The 23720-nt window shown below is 61.6% G+C and carries 22 protein-coding genes; 8 read left to right on the forward strand and 14 right to left on the reverse strand.

The window, feature by feature from the left end; translation table 11 throughout:
* Positions 1–179 precede the first annotated feature (179 nt).
* The gene (trxB, locus tag J3P94_RS23125) at positions 180–1142 is read right to left on the reverse strand and encodes a thioredoxin-disulfide reductase (RefSeq protein ID WP_212799028.1); all 963 of its coding nucleotides are present in this window, start codon (positions 1140–1142) and stop codon (positions 180–182) included.
* A gap of 311 nt (positions 1143–1453) precedes the next feature.
* Between trxB and cysZ the strand changes: the two genes are divergently transcribed.
* On the forward strand, positions 1454–2212 hold the full coding sequence (gene cysZ, locus J3P94_RS23130) for a sulfate transporter CysZ (protein WP_434569783.1): 759 nt from the start codon (positions 1454–1456) through the stop codon (positions 2210–2212).
* Between the two features lie 39 nt (positions 2213–2251).
* Positions 2252–3451 carry a glycosyltransferase family 4 protein gene (locus tag J3P94_RS23135; protein ID WP_434569784.1) on the forward strand — a complete coding sequence of 400 codons (1200 nt, stop codon included), beginning with the start codon at positions 2252–2254 and terminating at the stop codon, positions 3449–3451.
* A gap of 109 nt (positions 3452–3560) precedes the next feature.
* Here the strand turns inward: J3P94_RS23135 and J3P94_RS23140 are convergent, their stop codons facing one another.
* From J3P94_RS23140 to J3P94_RS23150, 3 genes are all read right to left on the reverse strand, one after another.
* On the reverse strand, positions 3561–4664 hold the full coding sequence (locus tag J3P94_RS23140) for an NADH:flavin oxidoreductase (RefSeq protein ID WP_434569785.1): 1104 nt from the start codon (positions 4662–4664) through the stop codon (positions 3561–3563).
* Positions 4665–4912: 248 nt separating this feature from the next.
* Positions 4913–5395: a glutathione peroxidase gene (locus J3P94_RS23145; RefSeq protein ID WP_434569786.1), complete on the reverse strand. Its 483-nt coding sequence runs from the start codon at positions 5393–5395 to the stop codon at positions 4913–4915.
* Between the two features lie 115 nt (positions 5396–5510).
* On the reverse strand, positions 5511–5996 hold the full coding sequence (locus J3P94_RS23150; RefSeq protein WP_305496761.1) for an FKBP-type peptidyl-prolyl cis-trans isomerase: 486 nt from the start codon (positions 5994–5996) through the stop codon (positions 5511–5513).
* On the opposite strand from J3P94_RS23150, the gene J3P94_RS23155 reads away from it, so the two are divergent.
* The 3 genes from J3P94_RS23155 to J3P94_RS23165 are packed head-to-tail and all read left to right on the forward strand — an operon-like array spanning position 5965 to position 9372.
* Positions 5965–6303, forward strand: a complete 339-nt coding sequence (locus J3P94_RS23155; protein ID WP_434569787.1) for a DUF3565 domain-containing protein — start codon at positions 5965–5967, stop codon at positions 6301–6303. The genes J3P94_RS23150 and J3P94_RS23155 overlap by 32 nt on opposite strands.
* Before the next feature lie 60 nt (positions 6304–6363).
* A complete protein-coding gene (gene pta, locus J3P94_RS23160; protein WP_305496764.1) occupies positions 6364–8463 on the forward strand; it encodes a phosphate acetyltransferase in 2100 nt (699 codons plus the stop codon).
* Complete coding sequence (locus J3P94_RS23165) at positions 8464–9372, forward strand: acyltransferase (RefSeq protein WP_434569788.1); 909 nt, start codon at positions 8464–8466, stop codon at positions 9370–9372. It abuts the gene before it with no gap.
* A 167-nt stretch (positions 9373–9539) separates the two neighbouring features.
* Here the strand turns inward: J3P94_RS23165 and cysN are convergent, their stop codons facing one another.
* From cysN to J3P94_RS23180, 3 genes are all read right to left on the reverse strand, one after another.
* Positions 9540–11438, reverse strand: a complete 1899-nt coding sequence (gene cysN, locus J3P94_RS23170; RefSeq protein ID WP_434569789.1) for a sulfate adenylyltransferase subunit CysN — start codon at positions 11436–11438, stop codon at positions 9540–9542.
* A 9-nt stretch (positions 11439–11447) separates the two neighbouring features.
* Positions 11448–12365 (reverse strand): sulfate adenylyltransferase subunit CysD, encoded by a 918-nt coding sequence (cysD, locus tag J3P94_RS23175; RefSeq protein WP_007912374.1) that lies wholly within the window; start codon positions 12363–12365, stop codon positions 11448–11450.
* A 270-nt stretch (positions 12366–12635) separates the two neighbouring features.
* Positions 12636–13394 carry a Nif3-like dinuclear metal center hexameric protein gene (locus tag J3P94_RS23180; protein WP_434569790.1) on the reverse strand — a complete coding sequence of 253 codons (759 nt, stop codon included), beginning with the start codon at positions 13392–13394 and terminating at the stop codon, positions 12636–12638.
* Between the two features lie 104 nt (positions 13395–13498).
* On the opposite strand from J3P94_RS23180, the gene algW reads away from it, so the two are divergent.
* From algW to J3P94_RS23195, 3 genes are all read left to right on the forward strand, one after another.
* Positions 13499–14659 (forward strand): Do family serine endopeptidase AlgW, encoded by a 1161-nt coding sequence (gene algW / locus J3P94_RS23185; RefSeq protein WP_305496771.1) that lies wholly within the window; start codon positions 13499–13501, stop codon positions 14657–14659.
* Between the two features lie 255 nt (positions 14660–14914).
* A complete protein-coding gene (locus tag J3P94_RS23190) occupies positions 14915–17020 on the forward strand; it encodes a TonB-dependent siderophore receptor (RefSeq protein WP_434569791.1) in 2106 nt (701 codons plus the stop codon).
* 14 nt (positions 17021–17034) lie between these two features.
* Entirely contained in the window at positions 17035–17754 is a 720-nt protein-coding gene (locus J3P94_RS23195) for a DUF4198 domain-containing protein (protein WP_434569792.1), read from the forward strand.
* Between the two features lie 71 nt (positions 17755–17825).
* Here the strand turns inward: J3P94_RS23195 and hisC are convergent, their stop codons facing one another.
* The 7 genes from hisC to J3P94_RS23230 form a co-directional block, all read right to left on the reverse strand.
* A complete protein-coding gene (gene hisC, locus J3P94_RS23200; protein WP_434569793.1) occupies positions 17826–18878 on the reverse strand; it encodes a histidinol-phosphate transaminase in 1053 nt (350 codons plus the stop codon).
* Between the two features lies 1 nt (position 18879).
* A complete protein-coding gene (gene hisD / locus J3P94_RS23205) occupies positions 18880–20217 on the reverse strand; it encodes a histidinol dehydrogenase (protein ID WP_434569794.1) in 1338 nt (445 codons plus the stop codon).
* Positions 20218–20341: 124 nt separating this feature from the next.
* Entirely contained in the window at positions 20342–20977 is a 636-nt protein-coding gene (gene hisG, locus J3P94_RS23210; protein WP_305496776.1) for an ATP phosphoribosyltransferase, read from the reverse strand.
* Between the two features lie 129 nt (positions 20978–21106).
* Positions 21107–22372 (reverse strand): UDP-N-acetylglucosamine 1-carboxyvinyltransferase, encoded by a 1266-nt coding sequence (murA, locus tag J3P94_RS23215; RefSeq protein WP_434569795.1) that lies wholly within the window; start codon positions 22370–22372, stop codon positions 21107–21109.
* 22 nt (positions 22373–22394) lie between these two features.
* Positions 22395–22634: a BolA family protein gene (locus J3P94_RS23220; protein ID WP_090281791.1), complete on the reverse strand. Its 240-nt coding sequence runs from the start codon at positions 22632–22634 to the stop codon at positions 22395–22397.
* Between the two features lie 114 nt (positions 22635–22748).
* Positions 22749–23054, reverse strand: coding sequence for an STAS domain-containing protein (locus tag J3P94_RS23225; protein ID WP_434574283.1), 306 nt, complete (start codon positions 23052–23054; stop codon positions 22749–22751).
* Between the two features lie 8 nt (positions 23055–23062).
* Positions 23063–23716: an MlaC/ttg2D family ABC transporter substrate-binding protein gene (locus J3P94_RS23230; protein ID WP_434569796.1), complete on the reverse strand. Its 654-nt coding sequence runs from the start codon at positions 23714–23716 to the stop codon at positions 23063–23065.
* Positions 23717–23720 lie beyond the last annotated feature (4 nt).

The following is a 23720-nucleotide window of genomic DNA, read 5'->3' on the forward strand; positions in this document are numbered from 1 at the left end:
AACACCAAACCTTTTGGGAGCGAGCCTGCTCGCGATGGCGGTATAACAGTCAGCATCGATTCTGGCTGGTCTGACGCCATCGCGAGCAGGCTCGTTCCCACAGAAGTTATTCACAGTAGTTGCGTTGAATCCTCTCCGATAAAAAACCGGCCGAAGCCGGTTTTTTATTGCCCGATGGATCAGAACGAAACGTTCTGCAAGCCATCCAGGTAACGCTCGGTGTCCAGGGCCGCCATGCAACCGGCGCCGGCCGAGGTGATCGCCTGGCGGTAGACGTGGTCGGCCACGTCGCCGGCCGCGAAGATACCTTCGACGCTGGTGGCCGTGGCGTTGCCGTCGCGACCGCCCTTGACCACCAGGTAACCGTCCTTGAGCTCCAGCTGGCCTTCGAACAACGAGGTGTTCGGCGTGTGGCCGATGGCGATGAAGACGCCGTCGACCTTGATCTCGTCAAAGCTGCCGTCGTTGTTCTTCAGGCGGGCACCGGTCACGCCCATGTTGTCGCCCAGCACTTCGTCCAGGGTCGCGTTGAGCTTGAGGATGATCTTGCCTTCGGCGACGCGGGCGTTGAGCTTGTCGATCAGGATCTTCTCGGCGCGGAAGGTTTCGCGACGGTGGATCAGCGTGACCGTGCTGGCGATGTTGGCCAGGTACAACGCTTCTTCAACAGCGGTGTTGCCGCCACCGACCACGGCGACCGGCTTGTTGCGGTAGAAGAAACCATCGCAGGTGGCGCAGGCGGACACGCCTTTGCCCATGAAAGCTTCTTCCGATGGCAGGCCCAGGTAGCGGGCGCTGGCGCCGGTGGCAATGATCAGGGCGTCACAGGTGTAGGTCGCGCTGTCGCCGGTCAGGGTGTAGGGCTTGGCGGCGAAATCCACGGCGTTGATGTGGTCGAAAACGATCTCGGTCTCGAAGCGCTCGGCGTGTTCCTTCATGCGTTCCATCAAGGCCGGACCGGTCAGGCCATGGACATCACCCGGCCAGTTGTCGACTTCAGTGGTGGTGGTCAACTGACCGCCGGCCTGCATGCCGGTGATCAGCAGCGGCTTTAGGTTGGCACGGGCCGCATAAACCGCAGCGCTGTAACCGGCAGGGCCGGAACCAAGGATAATCACTCGCGAATGACGGACTTCAGACATGACCTGCTCCTGTTGACCGGACCTTGCGGGCCGGAACGCCGGGTGAGCGGCGCGAATAAAAAAGGACCGTTGACGCACTTGGGGAAGGCTTGGTTTCGACAGTCCTGTAAAAGAATGGGTGCAGCGTATCGAGGGAGCGAAGATTAAGGAAATATGGTTTAACAATCCAGCTCATAGGTGAGCTCTATCCGCGGCAGCGCTTCCGATAGGTGCGATCCTGCGCTAAACCTTTGTTACACACAGTGTCGTGGCTTTCGCGCGTCGGGCAAAGCCGGTAAGGTCGGCGCGTCCACCTACCCTCGGAGCCACCTATGCCCGCCGCCCCTGTCCTGTCCGGCCCGCAATATTTGCGAGAAGGACTCAAACTGGTCCTGAGCCCAAGCCTGCGCCTGTTTGTCTTGTTGCCGCTGGCGATCAATCTGGTGTTATTCGTTGGACTGATCTACCTCGCTGGTCATCAATTCAGCCTGTGGGTCGACACGCTGATGCCGTCGTTGCCGGATTGGCTGAGCTTTCTCAGTTACGTGCTCTGGCCATTGTTCGTCGTCCTTGTCGTACTGATGGTGTTTTTCAGCTTCACCATGCTCGCCAATATCATTGCGGCGCCCTTCAATGGCTTTCTCGCCGAGAAAGTCGAGGTAGTGGTTCGCGGCACCGATGATTTCCCCGCGTTCAGTTGGGGCGAGCTGGTTGCGATGATCCCGCGTACCCTGGCCCGGGAGGCGCGCAAGCTCGGCTATTTTCTGCCCCGGGCCCTGGGGTTGTTCGTGCTGTCATTCATCCCGGTGATCAATATCGTCGCCGCACCGCTGTGGCTGCTGTTCGGCATCTGGATGATGGCGATCCAGTACATCGACTACCCGGCGGACAACCATAAGCTGGGCTGGAACGAAATGCTCGCCTGGCTGCGGGAAAAACGCTGGCAGAGCCTGGGTTTTGGCGGCAGCGTCTACCTGGTGCTGTTGATCCCCTTCGTGAACATTTTGATGATGCCGGCGGCGGTGGCCGGGGCGACGCTGTTCTGGGTGCGCGAACAAGGTGCCGAGACCGCTTTGGCCCGTCAGGGCTGAGCCGTCACAAATCCATCATCCTGGCGTCACAATGACGAAATGGCCCCGGTCGACACTGGGGTCATGACCACACTCTTGCACGTTACCCTCGTCACCGAAACCTTTGCGCCGGAAATCAATGGCGTAGCCAACACCCTGGGTCGTCTCTACGACGGCTTGCGTGCCCGCGGGCACCGGGTGGAACTGATCCGCCCCCGCCAGGCCGGGGACCACGGCCTGGCCAGTGACGAGCAGTTACTGCTATGCCGGGGCTGGCCTTTGCCAGGGTATCCGGGGCTGCAATGGGGGCAGGCGTCGATGCACAAGTTGCTCAGGCGCTGGAAACGTCATCGCCCGGACGTGCTGTATATCGCCACGGAAGGCCCGCTGGGCTTGTCCGCGCTACGAGCAGCGCGGCGCCTGGGGATTTCGGTGGTCAGCGGCTTCCATACCAATTTCCAGCAGTACACCCAGCAATATGGCCTCGGCTTGCTAAGCCGCGGGCTGACCCATTACCTGCGTTGGTTCCACAACCGCTCCAGCCTGACGCTGGTGCCCAGCCTCAGCCAGCGCCTGGAACTGGAACGCCGGCATTTCGAACGCGTGGCGTTGCTGTCCCGCGGCGTGGACAGCCAATTGTTCCATCCAGCCAAACGCTCCATAGACCTTCGTGAAACATGGGGCCTGGGCGAGGAGGATATTGCCGTCATCCACGTCGGACGCCTGGCGCCGGAGAAAAACCTCGGGCTGCTCAAGCGCAGTTTCGACATGCTGAGCAGCGCCTTCCCGGCACGGCGAATCAGACTGGTGATAATCGGTGACGGCCCGCAGCGGCCCGCCCTCGAACAGCTATTGCCCGAGGCGATCTTTTGCGGCGCACAGCGTGGCGAAGCGCTGGCTGCGCATTATGCGTCCGGGGATGTGTTTGTCTTTCCGAGCCTGACCGAAACCTTCGGCAACGTCGTGCTCGAAGCACTTGCCTCGGGGCTGGGCGTGGTGGCCTACGATCAGGCTGCGGCGGCGCAGCACATCCGTCACGGCTACAACGGTGTGCTGGCGATGCCAGGGGATGAAGAAGCCTTTTGCGACGCGGCCCGCTGGCTGCTGGAAGAGCGCGAGGCCTTGCGTTGTGTGCGGCTCAATGCGCGCCAGCATGCCAGTCGCCAGGGCTGGGCATCGGTGATCGAGCAGTTCGAGGCGCAGTTACGCGGGGTTTGTGTGGGTGAGCAGGTGCTGCCTGCGGCGCCGACGGTGCGTTGAGCTTCGGTGATGTTGATATCGCCTTCGCGAGCAGGCTCGCTCCCACCTCGGATCTCGGCCAAACCAGATCGGATGTGGGAGCGAGCCTGCTCGCGAAGGCAGGCGCCACTCAGACCAACGTCATCAACGCCTCGCGGCTGAACGGCAGGATCTCCTGTTCGCGCCCTTCACGCACTTTTTGCGCCCAGTCCGGATCCACCAGCAGCGCGCGCCCCACCGCCACCAGATCGAACTCCTCCTTATTCAGGCGCTCGAGCAGATTTTCCAGGCTGGCCGGTTGCGCAACCTTGTCGGTGTTCACCATAAATTGCAGGAACTCACCATCAAGGCCGACGCTGCCGACGGTAATGGTGGGCTTGCCCGTGAGCTTGCGGGTCCAGCCGGCCAGGTTCAGGTCGGAGCCTTCGAATTCCGGCTCCCAGAAGCGACGCGTAGAACAGTGGAAGATATCCACGCCGGCATCCGCCAGGGGCTTGAGAAATTCTCCCAGCGCTTCGGGCGTCTGCACCAGGCGCGCGGTGTAGTCCTGCTGTTTCCATTGGGAAAAACGGAAAATGATCGGGAAGCCCTCACCTACCGCAGCACGCACCGCGCGAATCAGCTCGATCGCGAAGCGCGAACGGTTGGCCAGACTGCCGCCATAACCGTCGGTGCGCTGGTTAATGCCTTCCCAGAAAAACTGGTCCACCAGGTAGCCGTGGGCACCGTGGATTTCCACCCCGTCCATGCCGATGCTCTGGGCGTCTTTTGCCGCTTGGGCGAATGCCGCAATGACCTCGTCGATGTCCGTCTGGGTCATGCCATGGACCACGACCTGGCCGTCCTTGAGTTTTTCAGTCGGGCCGTAGCCCGGCACGGCGCCATCCGGCTCGGTGCCGAGGCGCCGCACGTTGCCCACATGCCACAGTTGCGGAACAATCTTGCCGCCTTCGGCGTGCACGGCATCGACCACTTTTTTCCAGCCGGCCAGCGCGGCGTCGCCATAGAAGTGCGGTACGTTCGGATAGCCATTGGACGCCTGATGGCCGACCGTGGTGCCCTCGGTGATGATCAGGCCGACCCCGGCCGCCGCGCGACGACGGTAATACTCGATCACCTTGGAGTTCGGCACTCCGCCAGGCGAAAAGGAGCGCGTCATCGGCGCCATCACGACCCGGGTCGGCAGTTCCAGCGCGCCGAGATGAAAGGGTTTGAACAGGGCTTTTACAGGCATGGGGCACTCCATGAAAACGAGGTCACAGATCGGATATGACGACGATAATATGGGGCATGCACAGCGCTGGGAAGCACTATTGATTGGAGTGATTAAGGATCAAAAGGCCGCGCTGAGGTAGGGCTCAAGCATCCCGTGGCGAGGGAGCTTGCTCCCGCTGGGCTGCGAAGCGGCCCTGGCTTCTGGCGGTCGCTACGCAACCGAGCGGGAGCAAGCTCCCTCGCCACGGAGCAATCACAAGCTGAGCTTCAAGCCAGCGCTTTTTCAATTGCCTGGATGACCGAAGGATCATCCGGCGGCGTGCGCGGCGAGAAACGCGCCAACACCCGACCGTCCTTGCCGAGCAGGAATTTTTCGAAGTTCCAGGTGATGTCCCCGGGAAACTCGGCACCTTCACCCGCCAACAGACGGTACAGCTGGTGACGGTCGTGGCCGTTCACTTCCAGTTTGCTCGACAGCGGGAACGTCACGCCGTAATTGAGGCTGCAGAATTCCTGGATCTCCTGCTCGGTTCCCGGCTCCTGGCCGGCGAACTGATTACAGGGCAGGCCCAGCACGCTGAACCCCTGGTCCTTGTATTGCTGATAAAGATTTTCCAGCGCCGCGTACTGAGGCGTCAGGCCACATTTGGAGGCGACGTTGACCACCAGCACGACTTGGCCCTTGAATGGCGCGAGGGGAAGCTCCTGACCATCCAGGGCTTGCAGTTTAAGGTCGTGGAAAGCACTCATGACGAACTCCAGGGTTTGCGGATCTTTTCGAAACAGCCATGGGCGATGCTAACAGCAAGCGACTAAAAAGGCGCCATAGGGCGCCTCTCCAGTCAACTTGAGCGTAGCGCAGAAATCAGTGCTGATGGCCGCCTTCACCATGGACGTGGCCATGGGCGATTTCTTCCTGGCTGGCATCACGGATGTCGACGATCTTGACCTGGAAGTTCAAGCGCTGACCGGCCAACGGGTGGTTGCCGTCGACAGTCACGTCGTCGCCGTCGAGGTCACGGATAGTGACGATCTGCATCTGGCCATCAGGCGCCGAAGCGTGGAACTGCATGCCCACTTCCAGCTCATCCACGCCTTCGAACATGCTGCGGCTCAGGGTGCTGACCAGCTCGGCGGAATATTCGCCATAAGCGTCTTCCGGCTCAACGGCCACTTTCAGCTCGTCACCGGTGGTTTTGCCTTCCAGGGCTTTTTCCAGGCCCGGGATGATGTTGCCTGCGCCATGCAGGTAGACCAGCGGAGCGCCGCCGGCGGAGCTGTCGATGACCTCACCAGCGTCGTTGGTCAGGGTATAGTCGATGGAGACAGCCTTATTGGCGGCGATCAGCATGGGGCGAGACCTTTTGCATAAGAATGAAGAACGGACAAGTCTAAACAAGGATTTGCCCGAAAGCGAACGGAACCCGGACAAACGGGCTAGCTCGAACAGACCAACGGTCACCGGTTTCCATCAGGATGAGGACGGGCACTGGGTGGCCGAGCTGTCCTGCGGCCACACCCAGCACCTGCGCCACCAGCCACCGTGGCAATCCCGGGCCTGGGTGCTGGACCCGGCGCAACGTACTGAAAAAATAGGCCAGCCCTTTGATTGCGGCTGGTGCGCTCAAGGCCCGGTTAGCGCTAACCTTGGCGACTGAATTGACGGTAGACAGCCAGTCATAGGCTGCAGCCTTGCCATGGCCCTCTAGAGAATCCGCATGCAAACTTTTTTTATCGCGCCCACCGACTTTGGTGTGGGTCTGACCTCCATCAGCCTCGGGCTGGTGCGTACCCTCGAACGGGCCGGGCTGAAAGTCGGCTTTTTCAAACCCATCGCCCAGCCCCACCCTGGCGATACCGGCCCGGAACGCTCCACCGAGCTGGTGGCCCGTACCCACGGCCTCAAGCCGCCGCAACCACTGGGCCTGGCCCATGTGGAGCGCATGCTCGGCGATGGCCAGCTCGATGAGTTGCTGGAAGAAATCATCACCCTGTATCAACAGGCCGCGATCGGCAAGGACGTGCTGGTTGTCGAGGGCATGGTCCCGACCCGCAGCGCCAGCTACGCCGCCCGGGTCAATCTGCACCTGGCCAAGAGTCTGGACGCCGAGGTGATCCTGGTCTCGGCGCCGGAAAACGAAGTGCTGACCGAACTGTCCGGTCGTGTCGAGTTGCAGGCGCAACTGTTCGGCGGGCCGAAAGATCCGAAGGTCCTCGGCGTGATACTCAACAAGGTGCGCACCGACGAAAGCATGGAAGCGTTTTCAGCACGGCTCAAGGAGCACTCGCCCCTGCTGCGCAGCGGCGACTTCCGCCTGCTCGGCTGCATCCCTTTTCGCCCCGAACTCAACGCCCCGCGCACCCGCGACGTGGCCGACCTGATGGGCGCGCAGGTGCTCAACGCCGGCGACTACGAAACCCGGCGCATGAGCAACATCATCATCTGCGCCCGCACCATGCGCAACACGGTGGAGCTGCTCAAGCCCGGCGTACTGGTGGTCACCCCGGGCGATCGCGATGACATCATCCTGGCCGTGAGCCTGGCCGCGATCAACGGCGTGCCGCTGGCCGGCCTGCTGCTGACCAGCGACACCCTGCCCGACCCGCGCATCATGGACTTGTGCCGAGGCGCCTTGCAGGCGGGGTTGCCGGTGCTGTCGGTGAGCACCGGCTCCTACGACACCGCCAACCTGCTCAACAGCCTGAACAAGGAAATCCCCATCGATGACCGCGAACGCGCGGAGATCATCACCGATTTTGTTGCCAGTCACCTCGACGCCAACTGGCTGCACCAACGCTGCGGCACGCCACGGGAAATGCGCCTGTCGCCGGCGGTGTTCCGCTACCAACTGATCCAGCGCGCCCAAGCGGCCAACAAGCGTATCGTCTTGCCCGAAGGCAGCGAACCGCTGACCGTGCAGGCGGCTGCGATTTGCCAGGCTCGGGGCATCGCCCGTTGCGTGTTGCTGGCCAAGCCGGCCGACGTTGAAGCGGTGGCCCGCGCCCAAGGCATCGAATTGCCGCCAGGGTTGGAGATACTTGACCCGGATACGATCCGCGAGCGCTACGTGGAACCCATGGTGCGGCTGCGCAAAAGCAAGAGTCTGAACGCACCGATGGCCGAGCAGCAACTGGAAGACACCGTGGTGATCGGCACCATGATGCTGGCGCTGGATGAAGTCGACGGGCTTGTCTCGGGGGTCATCCACTCCACCGCCAATACCATTCGCCCGGCGTTGCAACTGATCAAGACCGCACCCGGCTGTTCGCTGGTGTCCTCGGTATTTTTCATGCTGTTTCCCGAGGAAGTGCTGGTCTACGGCGACTGCGTGATGAACCCGCACCCCAGTGCAGCGGAGCTGGCCGAAATCGCTCTGCAAAGCGCCGATTCAGCCGCAGCGTTCGGCATCACGCCACGGGTGGCGATGCTCAGCTATTCCAGCGGCGAATCGGCCAGCGGTGAAGAAGTGGAGAAGGTCCGCGAAGCCACCCTGCTGGCCCACGAGGCACAACATGGCTTGCTGATCGACGGGCCGTTGCAATACGACGCCGCCGCCAACGAGGCCGTGGCCCGGCAATTGGCGCCCAACAGCCAGGTAGCCGGCCGCGCCACGGTGTTCATTTTCCCGGATTTGAACACCGGCAACACCACCCACAAGGCCGTGCAGCGCAGCGCCGACTGCGTCAGCCTCGGGCCGATGCTGCAAGGCCTGCGCAAACCGGTGAACGACCTGCCGCGCGGCGCCCAGGTCGATGACATCGTGTACACCATCGCCCTGACAGCGATCCAAGCCGCCAACCGACCTCTGGACATTTAAATGCTGGATTTCCTGCCTGCCCCCGTGCGCGGCGTCATTGCCTCGCTGCTGTTGGCGCTGAACACCATCGCCTGCTGTACGCCGCTGTTCGTCGTGGCGATCTTCAAGCTGTTGTTGCCCTTCCCCGCCGCCCAGCGTTTCACCGACTGGCTGATGAGCCACATCCATGAAGCCTGGATCAGTAACAACAAGGCCTCGATGAACCTGGTACGCCCTACCCGCTGGCACCTCAGCGGCCTGGAAGGCCTGGACTACCAGCACTCGTACCTGATCACCAGCAACCACCAGAGCTGGGTCGACATCATGGTGCTGCAATACGTGCTGAACCGACGCATCCGCCCATTGAAGTTCTTTCTCAAGCAGGAGCTGATCTGGGTGCCGGTGATCGGCCTGGCCTGGTGGGCGCTGGGGTTTCCGTTCATGAAGCGTTACTCCAAGACGTACCTGGAAAAGCATCCGGAGAAGAAAGGCAAGGACCTGGAAACCACCCGCAAGACCTGCGCGAAATTTCGCAACAACCCCGTGGGCATCTTCAATTTCGTCGAAGGCACGCGCTTCACCGAGGGTAAGCATGCCCAGCAACAATCACCGTTTCGCTACCTGCTCAAGCCCAAGGCCGGCGGCATCGCGTTTGTGCTTGATGCGATGGGCGAGCAACTGGAGTCGATCATCAACGTGACGATCCATTATCCGGGCGGTCGTCCGGGCTATTGGGATTTGCTCTGCGGCAACGTTGGCGAGGTGGTGGTGCATTTCCAGGAGCTGAAGATCCCACCGCAGTTCATCGGCAAAAGCTACGACCAGGATGGGGAGTATCGCCTGGAATTCCAGGGCTGGATCAACCAGTTGTGGCAGGACAAGGATGCGTTGCTTGAGCAGATGCATCGCGAGCATCCCGCCAAGTCTTGAGGTGACTGTACAAGCCTCATCGCGAGCAAGCTCGCTCCCACAGGGTATGTGTGAGCGCCACGAATCTACTGTGGGAGCGAGCTTGCTCGCGATAGCAATTTTCCAGACAACAAAAAAGCCCGCGGATGATCACTCATCTGCGGGCTTTTCATTTACAGCGCTGATCCTTAGATCGCCCCACGCTTGCGCAGCAGATCCAGCACCTGCTTGACGCTCTCTTCCAGGGTCAGCGACTGGGTGTCGATCACAAGATCAGCATCCAGCGGCACGTCATACGGGAAGGACTCGCCCGGGATGTTGTCGCCGGCGGCGGCGTACAGCCCTTGCGGATCACGCTGGGCGCACACCGTCGGCGAGGCCTGGACGTAGACTGTCAGCAGGCGCTCGCGGCCGATCAGGTCCTTGGCCTGCTCGCGCCCTTCGGCACTCGGTGCAACGAACGCGGCCAGGGTCAACAGGCCCGCTTCGTTGAACTGACGGGCGACGTGAGCCGCACGACGCCAGTTCTCGGTGCGCCCGGCACGGTCCTGCGGCAAGCCTTTATTCAGGTCGTGGCGCAGATTCTGACCATCGAGTACGAACACCGCGCGGCCCATGTCGAACAGCTTGCGTTCTACCGCATAGGCCAGCGTGCTCTTGCCCGCGCCCGACAGGCCGCTGAACAGCACGGTGGCCGGCTGCTGGCCGAAGCGCTGGGTGCGTTCTTCCACCGACACATGGGCCAGTTTGCCATGGTGCGTGCTGCTGCCGTGGGCCAGCGGCTGGGCGACGATCATGCCGGCGCCGACGGTGCCGTTGGTCAGGCGGTCGATGATGATGAAGGCGCCCGTGGTGCGGTTGCTCTCGTAACCGTCCAGGGCGATCGGCGCATCCAGGGCGATCTTCACCTTGCCGATTTCGTTGAGCTGCAACGCGCTGGCCGGGCCTTCTTCAAGGGTGTTCACATCGACCTTGTTGACGATGCTGGCAATCGAGCCGGGCACGTAACTGGTGGCGCGCTTGATGTCGTACTTCTTGCCCGGCAGCATCGGCTCTTCGGCCATCCACACCAGCATCGCTTCGAAGCTGTCGGTCACCGGCGGAACGTTGTCGGCGTGTACCAGCAGGTCGCCACGGGAGATATCGATCTCGTCTTCCATGGTCAACGTCACAGCCTGGCCTGGGCCGGCGTGTTCCAGCTCGCCCTCGAAGGTGACGATGGATTTCACGCGGCTGCTCTTGCCCGACGGCAGCACTACCACTTCGTCGCCCTTGTGCACGATGCCGCTGGCGAGGGTGCCGGCGAAACCGCGGAAGTTCAGGTTCGGACGGTTGACGTACTGCACCGGGAAACGCAGGTCGGTGAAGTTGCGGTCGCCCGCCACTTCCACGGTCTCGAGAATTTCCATCAGCGACTGGCCGGTGTACCACGGCGAACGCTCGGACCTGTTCACCACGTTGTCGCCCTTGAGCGCCGACATCGGCACGAAGTGCATGCTGGTGGGCTTCATCTTCAAGCCTTCGGCGAACTTCAGGTAGTCGGCCTTGATCGACTCGAATACGCCCTGGTCGAAGTCCTTGAGGTCCATCTTGTTGATGGCCACGACGATGTGCTTGATGCCCAGCAACGAGGCGATGAAGCTGTGGCGACGGGTCTGGGTCTGCACGCCGTAGCGGGCGTCCACCAGGATGATCGCCAGGTCACAGGTGGAGGCACCGGTGGCCATGTTGCGGGTGTACTGCTCATGGCCGGGCGTGTCGGCGATGATGAATTTGCGCTTGGCGGTGGAGAAATAGCGGTAGGCGACATCAATGGTGATGCCTTGCTCGCGCTCGGCCTGCAGGCCGTCGACCAGCAACGCCAGGTCGATGTCGTCACCGGTGGTGCCGACTTTCTTCGAATCGCGAGTGATCGCTTCCAGATGATCTTCGTAGATCATCTTCGAGTCGTGCAGCAGGCGCCCGATCAGGGTGCTCTTGCCGTCGTCGACGTTACCGCAGGTCAAAAAGCGCAGCAGCTCTTTACGTTCGTGCTGGCCCAGGTAGGCGAGGATGTCCTCGCTGATCAAATCAGATGCGTGCGACATGACAACCCCTTAGAAATAACCCTGACGTTTCTTGTCTTCCATCGAGCCTGCGCCATCGTGGTCGATGACCCGGCCCTGGCGCTCGGAAGTTCGCGTCAGGAGCATTTCCTGAATGATGTCCGTCAGGCTTTCGGCCTCGGACTCCACCGCGCCCGTCAACGGGTAGCAGCCAAGGGTACGGAAACGCACTTTCTTCTTGACGATGCGCGCCTTGTCTTCGTCGGACAGGTGCTCGAGGATGCGCTCGTCGTCGATCATGATCAGCGTGCCGTTCTTCTCGATCACTTCACGCTCGGCGGCAAAGTACAACGGCACGATCGGGATGCCTTCGAGGTAGATGTACTGCCAGATGTCCAGCTCGGTCCAGTTCGACAGCGGGAAGACGCGGATCGACTCGCCCTTGTTGACCTTGCCGTTATAGACGTTCCACAGCTCGGGGCGCTGGTTCTTCGGGTCCCAGCGGTGCTTGCTGTCGCGGAACGAGTAGACGCGCTCCTTGGCGCGGGACTTCTCTTCATCGCGACGGGCGCCGCCGAATGCAGCGTCGAAACCATGCTTGTCGAGCGCCTGCTTCAGGCCCTCGGTCTTCATGATGTCGGTGTGCTTGGCGCTACCGTGGGTGAACGGGTTGATGTTCTGCGCGACGCCGTCCGGGTTGATGTGGGTGATCAGGTCCAGGCCCAGTTCTTCGACCATCTTGTCGCGGAACTTGTACATCTCCTGGAATTTCCAGCGGGTGTCGACGTGCATCACCGGAAACGGCAGCTTGCCGGGGAAAAACGCCTTGCGTGCCAGGTGCAGCATCACGGCGGAGTCTTTACCGATGGAGTACAGCATCACCGGGTTATCGAACTCGGCGGCCACCTCGCGGATGATGTGGATGCTTTCCGCCTCCAGCTGTTTCAGATGCGTCAGTTTGTCGACCATGGCTACTCACGAAAGCTTTCTTATGAACGGCCAGCGGGCCGTGTTCGAGCGGGGAATCCTAGCACAGCGACCTCTTCTAATCAGGGCGCCAACTAGATCGAAACAGCATATGGATATGCCCAGTGGTTCGGGCCCCGCACATGCTTTTCTGTGGGAGCGAGCTTGCTCGCGATGACGGAGTGTCAGCTACATTAATGTCGACTGATCCGCCGCTATCGCGAGCAAGCTCGCTCCCACAGGGGCTACAACTCCCCACAGGGATATAAACAGTCAGATAGGATTCGGGCAATCGATGAAGATGTGCTCCAGCGCGAAGCGTCGCGCCAGATAGTCACCCAGCGCCTGGACGCCGTAGCGCTCGGTCGCATGATGCCCGGCGGCGATGAAGCTGATGCCGTTCTCCCGGGCGCTGTGGAAGGTCTGCTCCGACGCTTCGCCGCTGAGATACAGGTCAACCCCGGCGAGTACCGCCTGATCAATGTAGCCCTGGCCGCCGCCGGTGCACCAGCCCACCCGGCGGATCATCTGCTCGCCTTCGATCAACAACGGCTCGCGCCCCATCACTTCCTGGACCTTGCGGGCGAAATCCCGGGGCGTCATCGGCTCGGACAAGGAGCCGACCAGGCCGACGATTTTCGGGTTCTCCGGATCCAGCGGCCCCTCGACGGTGATGTCCAGCTGCCGGGCCAGTTGCACGTTATTGCCTACCTCGGGGTGCAGATCCAGCGGCAAGTGGTAAGCCAGGAGACTGATTTCGTGCTTGAGCAGCGTTTTCAGGCGCCGCTGCTTCATGCCGGTGATGCACGGGTTCTCACCCTTCCAGAAATAACCATGATGCACCAGCACCAGGTCGGCGCTGGCCTCCACGGCGGCGTCGAGCAGTGCCTGGCTGGCGGTCACGCCGCTGACGATGCGCATCACCTGCGGCGCGCCCTCGACCTGCAAGCCATTGGGGCAGTAATCGGCGACCCGGCTGCTTGCCAGGTACCGGTCCGCTTCTTCAACCAGGGTGCTCAGGGCTACGGCCATAAAAAGACTCCTAAATATCCCGTTCAGAGGCGTGCGCGGCCTCGTATAATGCGCGACATTATGGGCGGTCCCATTCCGCCTGCAACCTTTGTAGGACGTGCTTAATGCTCAAGGCGCTGCGTTTTTCCGGCTGGCCGCTGTTGGCCGGCGTACTTGTCGCACTACTGATTATCCAGCGCTACCCGGAATGGGTCGGCTTGCCAAGCCTCGACGTCAATCTGCAACAGGCACCGCAGGCCAAGGCTCCGCAGCAGGGCCCCGTGTCCTATGCGGATGCGGTGACCCTCGCCGCGCCGGCGGTGGTCAACCTGTACACCACCAAGGTCGTCAACAAGTCCGGTCACCCGCTGTTCGAGGACCCGCAATTCCGACGCTTCTTTGGTGACAATTCCCCCAAGCAGAAGCGCATGGAATCAAGCCTGGGCTCGGGCGTCATCATGAGCCCGGAAGGCTACATCCTGACCAACAACCACGTCACCAGTGGTGCCGACCAGATCGTGGTGGCACTCAAGGACGGTCGTGAAACCCTGGCGCGGGTGATCGGCAGCGACCCGGAAACCGATCTGGCCGTGCTGAAAATCGATTTGAAAAACCTGCCGGCAATCACCATCGGCCGCTCCGACAGCATCCGTATCGGCGACGTGGCCCTGGCGATCGGCAACCCGTTCGGCGTCGGCCAGACCGTGACCATGGGCATCATCAGCGCCACCGGTCGCAACCAGTTGGGCCTGAACAACTACGAGGATTTCATCCAGACCGACGCCGCGATCAACCCCGGCAACTCCGGCGGTGCGCTGGTGGATGCCAATGGCAATCTCACCGGGATCAATACGGCGATCTTCTCCAAGTCCGGTGGCAGCCAGGGCATTGGCTTTGCCATTCCGGTGAAGCTGGCCATGGAGGTGATGAAGTCGATCATCGAGCACGGCCAGGTGATTCGCGGCTGGCTGGGCATTGAAGTCCAGCCGCTGACCCAGGAACTGGCGGAGTCCTTTGGCTTGTCCGGGCGCCCCGGCATCGTCGTGGCGGGGATTTTCCGCGACGGTCCGGCCCAGAAAGCCGGCCTGCAATTGGGCGACGTGATCCTCAGCATCGATGGCGAACCGGCCGGCGACGGCCGCCGCTCGATGAACCAGGTGGCGCGGATCAAGCCCACCGACAAGGTCACCATCCAGGTGATGCGCAACGGCAAGGAGCTCAAGCTCACCGCCGAAATCGGCCTGCGTCCACCGCCGGCACCCGTGGTGCTCAAGGAAGAAGAGTAAAACTGCATCCCCCCGTGGCGAGGGAGCTTGCTCCCGCTGGGTCGCGCAGCGGCCCTAAAACCTGTCACCTCAAAACTATCAGACCGACCGCATCCGATCCTGCTGGGGCCGCTTCGCCCGAAGCGTCGGACCGACCCAGTGGGAGCAAGCTCCCTCGCCACAAAAACTATCCGCGAATCGCAGGAGCCAGAAATAGCATAAATTCTCATTAGTAGTGTTATATTGTTTCAATACTAAAAATTGGAACAACATAACATGTCATCCTTCAAACGGATTTCCGCTGCCAGCCTCGCCCTGGGCCTGCTCGGTGATCCCGCCTTCGCCGAAGAAAGCCAGCCCCTGGAACTGGACGCCATCAACGTCACGTCCGAGTACGAATCCCCTACCGGCCCCGTTTCAGGTTATCGCGCCACCCGCTCCGCCAGCGCGACCAAAACCGACACCGCCCTGCGTGACGTACCCCAATCCATCAGCGTGATTCCTGCCAGCGTGCTCAAGGACCTGGGCAGCACCAGCGTCGAACGGGCGCTGGAATATGCCGGTGGCGTATCGAAGCAGAACAATTTCGGCGGCCTGACGCTTTATGAATACAGCGTGCGCGGCTTCACCACGTCGGAATTCTACAAGGATGGCTTCAGCGCCAACCGCGGTTACCCAAGCACCCCGGACGCCGCCAATATCGAACGCATCGAAGTTCTGAAGGGCCCGGCGGCCGGCCTTTATGGTCGGGGAGACCCTGGCGGGACGGTTAATATTGTCACCAAGAAACCCCAACCCGAAGCCTTCACCACACTGCAGACCAGCGCAGGCAGCTGGGACCGCTATCGCACCGCGATGGACGTCAATACGCCACTGGACGCCGAAGGCAACCTGCTTTCGCGAGTAAACCTGGCGGTGGAGGACAACCACAGCTTCCGTGATCACGTCGACAGCAAGCGCGTCTTCGTGGCCCCGTCCATCAGTTGGCAACTGAGCCCGGACACTCGACTGCTGGTGGAAAGCGAAGTCGTGCGCCACAGCTCGACGTTCGATCGCGGCATCGTCGCTCCGAATAATCGCTGGGGTGGCGTCTCACGCTCGACTTTCCTCGGCGAACCCAACGACGGCGACATCGATAATCACAACAACATGCTCCAGGCCGCCCTTGAGCATCAGCTCAACGATACCTGGCAACTGCGTCTGGCCAGCCATTACAAGCAGGGTGAACTCTGGGGCTTCGCCTCAGAGGCGCGCGCCCTGAACGCCGACGGCCACACCGTGAACCGTCGCTACCGCGAGCGCGACAACGATTGGCACGACAGCATCACCCAGTTGGAACTGCGCGGCCAGTTCGACCTCGGCCCCTGGCAACATGAACTGCTGATCGGCACGGAATACGAGGACTACCGCAAGAACGAGCGCGTGACGACCATTGCTGGCAGCGCTTATCCCATCGACATTTACAACCCGATCTACGGCCAGCCGAAACCCAACGGTACGCGCTCCGGCACGGACTTCTTCGAGCATGTCGAAAGCAGGGCCCTGAACCTGCAAGACCAAATTGTCTTCACCGACAAACTGCGCGGCCTGCTTGGCGCGCGTTACGAGCACTTCGAGCAAAGCATCGACAACCATGTCAACGACGTCACCAGTCGCCAGCGCCATGACGCCCTGACGCAACGCGCGGGGCTGCTGTATCAATTGACGCCTGAAGTCGGGCTGTTCGCCAACGCCTCCACTTCGTTCAAGCCCAATAACGGCCTGGATGCCAGTGGCAAGACCTTCGACCCGGAGGAAGGTGTCGGTTATGAACTCGGAATCAAGAGTGAGCTGTTCGACGATCGCCTGAGCACCACCTTGGCGGCTTTTCATATAGAGAAGGAAAACGTCCTGACCCAAGTCGCCGGAACCGACTTCAGCCGCGCCGTGGGCAAGGCCCGCAGCCAGGGCATCGACCTCCAGGTCACCGGCCAGGTGACCGACGCCGTGCGGGTAATTGGCGCCTTCGCCTACATCGATGCCGAAGTGACCAAGGGCGACGAGCAGATTCCCGAGGGCAGCCGGATCCTCGGCGTCGCCAAGCGCAGCGGCAGCCTGCTGGGGGTCTACCAATTCCAGAACGGCCACCTGCGCGGCTCGGACGTTGGCGCGGCATTCACTTATGTCGGTGATCGCTCGGGCGAGGCCGGCAAGGACTTCGAACTGCCGGCCTACCACACCGTGGATCTGCTGGCCCATTACAAGGCCAGTGACAACGTGACCGTCGGCCTGAACCTGAACAACGTCCTCGACGAAAAATACTACGAACGCTCCTACAGCAATTACTGGGTCACCCCCGGCGATCCGCGCAACTTCACTGTCAGCCTCACCCTCGATCTATAAAAAGGAAAATCAGCATGAAATACCCCAAGACCTTTGCCCTGCTCGGTATGCTCCTGGCTATCGACGCCTCGGCCCATGGCCTGTGGACCGAACAACGCCGCGGCAATATCGAGGTGATCTACGGCCACGGCGCCGAAGACAACGCCTTCAAGGCGCAGAAAATCAGTGGTGCCTGGGCCTACGACCTCGGCGGCAAGATGATCCCGGTCACGGTGGAGCGTTTGTCGGACCACGCGCGCCTGCAGCCGCTCAAGCCGCCGGCCGTGCTAGCGGTCGCCCTGGACAACGGCATGTGGTCGCAGACCGCCGACAAGAAATGGATCAACGAAGGCCGCAGCAAAGTGCCTGGGGCGATTGAATCAACCCAGACTTTTAAATACAGCCTGGCGATCTACGAGCCGGGCGCCAAGCTGCCGAAGCTCGAACCGATCAAGTTCGTGATCCTGCCGGAAGTCGACCCGCTGACCGTCGGCCCCGGCCAATCGTTGCCGGTGCGGGTGCTGCTCGATGGCAAACCGGCGGCCGGCGTGAAGCTGGTCGGCGACTACCGCAGCGCACCGAACACCGTGAGCACTGAAACCGACGCCGAAGGCCGGGCCAAGGTGCTGGTGCGCAATGAAGGTTTGAACGTGATCGCCGCAAGCATGGAAATCCCGCTCAAGGACAACAAGGACGTGGCGACGCGCGGGGTGTTTACTTCGCTGACATTCCTGGGTGAGCCGCATCACGAGTGAGGCTCGAAAACTGCGGGAGCTGAGCCGACGCCTTCGCGAGCAGGCTCGCTCCCACAGGGCCGTGTTGAAGGTTAGAGCTCGCCCATAGCCTCGATCAGTGCCTGGTTCTGCTCCGGTGTGCCGATGCTGATCCGCAGGAACTGGGCGATGCGCGCCTGCTTGAAATGCCGCACGATCACGCCCTGCTCGCGCAGTTTCGCCGCCAGCCCCGCCGCGTCATGTCGGGGGTGACGGGCGAAGATGAAGTTGGCCGCCGACGGCAGTACTTCAAAACCCTTGGCTTCAAGCTGCCCAACTACCCATTCGCGGTGCTCGATGACCGACCGGCAGGTCTGGTCAAAATACTCGCGATCATCGAACGCTGCCGCGCCGCCGACATTCGCCAGGCGATCCAGCGGGTAGGAGTTGAAGCTGTTCTTGATCCGCTCCAACGCTTCGATCAAGTCCGGATGGCCCACCGCCAGGCCCACGCGCAGCCCCGCCAGCGAGCGTGACTTGGACAGGGTTTGTGTCACCAGCAGGTTCGGATAACGATCCAGCAGACTGATGGCCGTCTCGCCGCCGAAATCGATATAGGCCTCGTCGACCACCACCACCGAATCCGGGCTGGCCTTGAGGATCTGCTCGACCGCTTCCAGCGCCAGCAGGCAGCCGGTCGGCGCATTCGGGTTGGGGAAAATGATCCCGCCATTAGGCTTGGCGTAGTCGGCCGGGTCGATCCGGAATTGCTCATCCAGCGGCACCGCATCGAACTGGATACCGTACAGCCCGCAATAAACCGGATAGAAGCTGTAGCTGATGTCCGGGAACAACAACGGCTGATCGTGCTGCAACAAGCCGTGGAAAATGTGCGCCAGCACTTCATCCGAACCGTTGCCCAGGAACACCTGGTTGGTCTGCACTGCGTAATACCGGGCCACGGCGCTTTTCAGCAAATCACTGTTGGGGTCCGGATACAGGCGCAGATTGTCGTTCAGCTCGGTCTGCATCGCGGCCAAGGCCTTGGGCGATGGGCCGTAGGGATTTTCGTTGGTGTTGAGCTTGACCAGCCGGGTCAGCTTCGGCTGTTCACCCGGCACGTAGGGCACCAGGTTCTTGACGAACGGGCTCCAGAATTTACTCATTTCAGTTCCCCTGCCCTTCAATGGATGGCTCGTCAAGAATGCGGTACTCGGCGCTACGGGCGTGGGCGCTCAGCGATTCGCCGCGGGCCAGCACCGAAGCGGTCTTGCCCAGTTCGGACGCGCCCTGCTCGGAGCAGAAGATGATCGACGAACGTTTCTGGAAATCGTAAACGCCCAGCGGCGACGAGAAACGCGCGGTGCCGGAGGTCGGCAGCACGTGGTTGGGGCCCGCGCAATAATCACCCAATGCCTCGGACGTGTGACGGCCCATGAAGATCGCACCGGCATGGCGAATCTTCGGCAGCCAGGCTTGCGGGTCGGCCACCGACAACTCCAGGTGTTCCGGCGCGATGCGGTTGGCGACCTCGATGGCCTGCTCCATGTCTTCGACCTTGATCAGCGCTCCACGGCCATTGATCGAGGTGTTGATGATCTCGGCGCGGTCCATGGTCGGCAGCAGCTTAACGATACTGGCAGCGACCTTGTCGAGGAACCCGGCATCCGGACTGACCAGGATGGCCTGGGCATCTTCGTCGTGCTCGGCCTGTGAGAACAGGTCCATGGCGATCCAGTCCGGGTCGGTCTGGCCGTCGCAGACCACGAGGATCTCCGAAGGGCCGGCGATCATGTCGATGCCGACCTGGCCAAATACGTGGCGCTTGGCGGTGGCGACATAGATATTGCCCGGCCCGACCACCTTGTCGACCCGCGGCACGCTTTCGGTGCCATAGGCCAACGCAGCCACGGCCTGCGCACCGCCGATGGTGAACACTCGGTCGACGCCGGCGATGCAGGCGGCCGCCAACACCAGTTCGTTGATTTCCCCGCGCGGGGTCGGGACGACCATGACCACTTCGGTCACGCCAGCCACCTTGGCCGGAATCGCGTTCATCAACACCGAAGACGGATAGGAGGCCTTGCCACCCGGCACATACAGGCCGGCGCGGTCCAGCGGCGTGACCTTCTGGCCAAGCACCGTGCCATCGGCTTCGGTGTAGCTCCAGGAATCCTGCTTCTGTCTTTCGTGATAGCTGCGCACGCGGGACGCAGCTTTTTCCAAGGCTTCGCGCTGGGGCACGGTGATTCGGGTCAGGGCAAGCTCCAGGCGCTCGCGCGGCAGGATCAGGTCGGCCATCGAGGCGACTTGCAGGCCGTCGAACTTCTGGGTGAACTCCACCAGTGCGGCATCACCACGCTCGCGTACGGCTTTGATAATGTCGAGCACACGCTGATTGACCGAGTCGTCGGACACACTCTCCCAGCTCAGCAGATGATCCAGATGATGTGCGAAATCCGGGTCGGCAGCGTTGAGTCGGCGAATCGAGGTGGGAGCGGTCATGGCGAGGGCCTCATTAATGGCAAATGCTCAGGCGCCCTAAGCTACCAGTCCATTCGCGTGGGCACCTGAGAAAATTGGCTATGACGCGGATAGACGGGCGCGACGCAGAAGTCGCGCAGGTGAATCAGCCGCGGTGTCGCGATTCCACTGCCTTGCGCAGGGTATCGATCAAAGCCTGGATGCGGGCGTGCTGCATTTTCATCGAAGCCTTGTTGACGACCAGCCGGGAGGTGACGTCGGCGATGAAATCCTGCGGCTCAAGACCATTGGCCCGTAACGTATTGCCGGTGTCGACGACGTCGATGATCTTGTCCGCCAGGCCGATCAGCGGCGCCAGCTCCATCGAACCGTAGAGCTTGATGATGTCGACCTGACGGCCTTGTTCGGCGTAGTAACGCTTGGCAATGTTGACGAACTTGGTCGCCACCCGCAGGCGGCCCTTGGGCTCGGGGGCACCGACCTTGCCGGCGGTCATCAGCTTGCAACGGGCGATCCGCAGGTCCAGCGGCTCGTAAAGGCCCTGGCCGCCATACTCCATCAGCACGTCCTTGCCGGCTACGCCCAGATCAGCGGCGCCATGTTCCACATAGGTCGGCACATCGGTGGCGCGCACGATCAACAAGCGCACATCGGCCTGGGTCGTAGGAATGATCAGCTTGCGGCTCTTGTCCGGATTCTCGGTCGGCACGATGCCCGCTTCGGCCAGAAGCGGCAGGGTGTCGTCAAGGATGCGGCCCTTGGACAGTGCGATGGTCAACATGGGAAACGTCAGTCCTTATCAAGGTACTCATGCCTGGTCGCAAGCGGCGCCAGACAGACATCGAGGGTGCAACCACCCTCGATGTGAAACGAAATCAGAGGGCACCTCCTTGTGCCCGTTCAGCCGGTACTAGCCCGGTACGCGACGGATCTTGGCGCCGAGCATCTGCAGCTTCTCTTCGATGCACTCGTAGCCACGGTCGATGTGGTAGATGCGGTCGATCAGCGTGTCGCCTTCGGCAACCAGTGCAGAGATGACCAGGCTGGCCGAAGCCCGCAGGTCGGTCGCCATGACAGGCGCGCCTTTCAGTTTTTCGGTCCCGGTGACGATGGCCGTGTTGCCTTCGACCTGGATCCTGGCGCCCATGCGGTGCAGCTCGTAGACGTGCATGAAACGGTTTTCGAAGATCGTCTCGATCACCGCGCCCGTGCCTTCGGCAATGGCGTTGAGGGAGATGAACTGCGCCTGCATGTCAGTCGGGAACGCCGGGTATGGAGCGGTCCGCACGTTGACGGCTTTCGGCCGCTTGCCGTGCATGTTCACTTCGATCCAGTCCTCACCGCAGGTGACTTCGGCACCGGCTTCCTTGAGTTTTTCCAGGACGGCCTCGAGGATGGTCGGATCGGTGTCCTTGACCTTGACGCGACCACCGGTGACGGCGGCGGCTACCAGGTAGGTGCCGGTTTCGATACGGTCCGGCATCACTTTATAGGTGGCCGAGTGCAGGCGCTCGACGCCATCGATGGTGATGGTGTCGGTGCCGGCGCCGCTGATCCTGGCGCCCATGGCGATCAGGAAGTTCGCCAGGTCGACGACTTCAGGCTCGCGGGCAGCGTTTTGCAGCACGCTGCGGCCCTTGGCAAGGGCGGCGGCCATCATGATGTTTTCGGTACCGGTCACGCTGACGGTGTCGAAGAAGAAATGCGCGCCACGCAGGCCGCCTTCAGGCGCCTTGGCCTTGATGTAGCCGCCTTCGACGTCGATCACCGCGCCCATGGCTTCGAGGCCACGGATGTGCAGGTCCACCGGACGCGAACCGATGGCGCAACCGCCAGGCAAGGCGACTTCGGCTTCACCGAAACGAGCGACCATCGGGCCGAGTACCAGGATCGACGCACGCATGGTCTTCACCAGTTCGTACGGCGCGATCAGGGTCTTGATGGTGCGCGGGTCGATTTCGACGCTGAGCTTCTCGTCGATTACAGGCTCAATGCCCATGCGACCGAACAGCTCGATCATCGTGGTGATGTCGTGCAGGTGCGGCAGGTTGGCCACGGTCACCGGGCCATCGCACAGCAGCGTCGCGGCCAGGATCGGCAGGGCGGAGTTCTTTGCCCCGGAAATACGGATTTCGCCATCAAGACGAACGCCGCCGGTAATAATCAGTTTATCCATAAGAATCTCGAGGCCCTTGGGCTCAGGTGCGCTCGGCCCAGGCCGCGCGGCTGAAAAATTTCATCGTGACCGCGTGGATGCTGCCATCGGCGATCCATGGGTTCAAATGGGCATAGATGCTCTGCTGACGCTTCACTGGGCTCAACGCCGCCAGTTCATCGCTGATCACGTTCAACTGGAAGTTGCAGCCTTCGCCTTCAACTTCTACCTGCGTATCAGGCAGCTTTCCTTCAAGAAAGCTCTTCACTTCTACAGCCTGCATGCTCAACCTCAATCGGCGCCCTGTGCGCACGGGTCGCACATCATACAAAAAAGCCCCGCGCCTGCGAACCCCGCGAAGCAGGACTCTGACAGGGGGCGCTTCCAGCGATGTGGGTCAGGGATGCGTCAACAGCTCGGTCAATTCGCTGACCTGGGCTATTTCGCGCATGTCTTCGGGCATCCCGCGGATGCTCCACGTCTTGCCGGCGGCCCTGGCGTCGCGCATGAAGCACAGCAGCAGCGACAGGCCGACGCTGCTGGACTTCTGCACACCCGAACAGTCGATTACCAGTTCAGCGGCCCTCGCGGACTTGATCAGCGCCTGGCCCCGCTTGCGCAAACCAGGGCCGGTACGGTAATCCAGCACGCCGCTGAGCAGCAGCTCGCCGGCCTCGCTCAGGCGAATGGCCGATTCACTCACCGGCTCATTCATTGTTGCTGCTTCTCTTGGGCGTCTTCGGCAACTTCCTTGGCCTTGGCGACTTCACCGGCCCAACCGTTGATGGTCTTGTCCAGGTCATTGCCATTACGCTGCATCGCATCGGCGAACTGGTCACGGAACAACTTGCCGATGTTGATGCCGTTGATGATCACGTTGCGTACTTTCCACTCGCCGTTGATTTTCTCGAGCGTGTAGGAAACCGGGTAAACGGCGCCATTGTTGCCCTTGACCGTCATGCCGACGCTGGTGCGCTCGCCTGACTCATCCTTGGCCGGGTCGACCGTGATCCCCTGGTTGTTGTACTCGAGCAAGGCGTTGCCATAGAACTGGAACAGGCTGCGCTTGAAGTTTTCCTGGAAGCGGGTCATCTGCGCGGGCGTAGCCTTGCGCGAATACTTGACGGTCATGATGCTCTTGGAAATACCGTCGGCATCCACCACCGGCCCGACGATACGATTCAAGGACTCGTAGAATGCGCTCGGGTCCTGCTTGTACTTTTCCTTATTCGCCGACAGATCGGCCAACAGTTGGTCGGTGGTCGTCTTGATGATGTCGTGCGCCGAAGGCGCCGCCACGGCGTTGCCCATCAGCGGCAGCGCCGCCAGCAGGACCAGCAGGCTGCGTCGCAGGATAGAGATCATTCAA

This window comes from Pseudomonas sp. Z3-8 (assembly GCF_051131975.1).
In the GTDB taxonomy this organism is placed as follows: Bacteria; Pseudomonadota; Gammaproteobacteria; order Pseudomonadales; family Pseudomonadaceae; genus Aquipseudomonas.